The 2,705-nt window shown below is 23.7% G+C and carries 3 protein-coding genes; 2 read left to right on the top strand and 1 reads right to left on the bottom strand.

Going from position 1 to position 2,705, the window contains the following annotated elements; genetic code table 11:
• Positions 1–71: 71 nt before the first annotated feature.
• Positions 72–317, top strand: coding sequence for a hypothetical protein (locus tag CLPUN_RS05680; RefSeq protein WP_077846357.1), 246 nt, complete (start codon positions 72–74; stop codon positions 315–317).
• Between the two features lie 60 nt (positions 318–377).
• On the opposite strand, the gene CLPUN_RS05685 is transcribed toward CLPUN_RS05680, so the two are convergent.
• The gene (locus tag CLPUN_RS05685; protein WP_077846358.1) at positions 378–1,292 is read right to left on the bottom strand and encodes a DMT family transporter; all 915 of its coding nucleotides are present in this window, start codon (positions 1,290–1,292) and stop codon (positions 378–380) included.
• A gap of 325 nt (positions 1,293–1,617) precedes the next feature.
• Between CLPUN_RS05685 and CLPUN_RS05690 the strand changes: the two genes are divergently transcribed.
• The gene (locus CLPUN_RS05690; RefSeq protein WP_077846359.1) at positions 1,618–2,424 is read left to right on the top strand and encodes an HAD family hydrolase; all 807 of its coding nucleotides are present in this window, start codon (positions 1,618–1,620) and stop codon (positions 2,422–2,424) included.
• Positions 2,425–2,705 lie beyond the last annotated feature (281 nt).

Consider the following 2,705-nt stretch of genomic DNA (forward strand, 5'->3'; position numbering starts at 1 on the left):
ATAAAAGACATAATACATATTGCACACGTGTGCAATATGTATTATAATTATAAAAAAAGGAGAGAAAAGCGATGAGCAGAGAAAACCAAATAAAATTCCAAACAATTGAAGAAGAAAAAGAAATGTTTGCAGTACTAAAGGCTAGTGTAGTTAATGAAAAAGAAGTTGAATCAACTTTAATAGGATTATATGAAGATGAAGCTGAAATAAAAAAAGATAAAAAGAAAATGGATGCTCATGGACATAAGACAGTAGTTAGAGTTAAGGTTAAAATAGAACCTGTTGAATATATGGGAGATATAGAAAATATAAAATAACTTAAATAAAAACATCTTTTGAATAAGTACTTTATCTTATATTCAAAAGATGTTTTTTACTTAATTTTCTATAGTTCTATTACTTTGAAAAATATTAAAGTTAAGACCTTTTTCTGAAATATATACACCAAGAAAAATGAATATGGCTCCAAGACTTGAGTAAAGAGTAATTTTTTCTTTAAGTACGAATACAGAAAGTATTAGTGTAATTGCTGGAATAAGATATATATAGTTATTAGTTTTAACTACTCCCAGCTTGTCTACTGTAAAGTTCCACATAACATAGCAAATACTAGAAGCTATCACTCCTAAAAATAAAAGATTAGAAAGTGATTTAAAAGTTAACAATTTATTTGCATTAAAATTAAACTCTGATGTGAATAAAAATGGAATCATAGTAAGTAATGCATAAAAAAATATTTTCCTTGTTAAATATAAGTGGTTGTATTTACTACCAAATTTCTTTGTAGTTATTGAATAAACAGACCAGGAAATAGCAGCACCTAAAGCAAGAATATCTCCAAGTGGATTTAATTTTAACATGAAATTACCATTAAACATAACTAGAAAAACTCCTGAAATTGCAATTAAAAAGCCTAAAAATAAATTTTTATTAAGTTTTTCACTTTTAGTAAAAAAGTGAGCAAGGATTGCAGTAATAATTGGGGCTGTTGCAACAATTAATCCTACATTTGAAACTTGTGAGATTTTTATGGCAGAATTTTCGGTTAAAAAGTAAAGAGATCCTCCAGTTATACCTGCAAGTAAAAACATAGCTTCTTCTTTTAAAGATTCTATTTTATGAAATTTTGGGTGAATTATTAATAATAAAAAATATGCTATTATAAATCTATAAAACATTACTTCAAGTGGAGTAAAGATATTTAGTAGTATTTTACTAGAAATAAAGGTAGTAGCCCAAATAATTACAGTTATTAAAGCTAATAGGTTTAAGAAAAGTTTTTTGTCAGCCATGAAATTAATCTCCTTTTATAATTTGATTGAATTAAAGTATATTAAAATAAATATATCTAATAAAGTATACGATACTCTATAATTAAAATAAATACAATAGCAGTGGATATGAAAAAATAATATTAAAGTATATTTAATATTATTAAACGATGTTAAAATTAATTATGGTAAAATCATATTAATAATAAATATCATATGTTGTAATTTAATTATTTAGAAAGATTGAGTAACTATAAATAATTTGAATGCAGATTATTTTATAACATATATTAATAAATTTTTAATATTAATTATAAAATATATAGTTGTAATGAGAGGAAAAATTATGAGAAATATATTTGATGGATATGTTATAGTATCAGATTTAGATGGAACTTTATTAAATAATGATAAAAATATTTCACAAGAGAATTTAGAAGCCATAAATTATTTTACTGAAAATGGTGGGACATTTTCAGTGGCTACAGGTAGAGTTATAGAAGCAACACAAGAATATCTTTCGAATATAAAGGTTAATTTGCCTATAATTGTTTATAACGGTGGAGTTATATATGATTATAATAATCAAAAAATACTTAGTGAGAAGTTTGTAGATGATAATCAAAAGCAAATTGTACTTAAAATTAAAAAAGAATATGACAATATAGGCATTGAAATATATGCAAATAAAAAACTATATATTCTTAAGAATTCAGGTCATTCATATAGATCTGCAACACAAATGCTAGATATACTATATGATATTAAAGAAGATATTTTTTTAATGGATTGGCATAAAATATTGATTGTTGGAAATATTGAAGTTATAGATGATATAGAAAGAACTTTTGAAGATAAATATAAAATAAAAGGAACTAGGAGTGGAAGAACTTCATATGAATTATTACCTGTAAATGAGTCTAAGGGACAAGCGTTGAAGAACATAATAAAAATGTATAATTTGGAACCTAATAAAGTCATATGTGTTGGAGATAATATGAATGATTTAGAATTATTAAAAGAGGCTGCTATTTCTTTTTGTCCGAGTAATGGTTCAGAACAATTAAAGAAGTATACTGATTTTATAGCTCCAAGTAATGAAGAACATGTAATAAAGCATATAGTAAACTGGCTTGAAAAGAATTTAGTATAGTTAATTAAAATACTATATTAATTTTTAAATTAGATAATTATTGCAAGTTGAAGAAAGTGCTCGTAGATTTGATTTTAAGCAAATCTACGAGCATTTTTTTATTTTTTAGACCAGTTATACAAAAAAATAAAAAATTTTAAAATTATTTTTTTTAAAAAAGGTATGCTTAATAAACCATTATTATTTTACGAATAATGGACAAGATTAAGGTGAAAATTATACACTAAATTACTATTTGTAAATGTCTTTCTAAATATAGCATGTTATGAGTTTAATTTATG

Origin of the sequence: Clostridium puniceum, assembly GCF_002006345.1 — a bacterium.
GTDB classification, from domain to species: Bacteria; Bacillota; Clostridia; order Clostridiales; family Clostridiaceae; genus Clostridium; species Clostridium puniceum.

What these genes read in the sequence shown, in the direction of transcription:
- CLPUN_RS05685 (WP_077846358.1), bottom strand. Translation starts at nt 1,292, where the DNA reads ATGGCTGACAAAAAACTTTTCTTAAACCTATTAGCTTTAATAACTGTA.
- CLPUN_RS05690 (WP_077846359.1), top strand. Translation starts at nt 1,618, where the DNA reads ATGAGAAATATATTTGATGGATATGTTATAGTATCAGATTTAGATGGA.
- CLPUN_RS05680 (WP_077846357.1), top strand. Translation starts at nt 72, where the DNA reads ATGAGCAGAGAAAACCAAATAAAATTCCAAACAATTGAAGAAGAAAAA.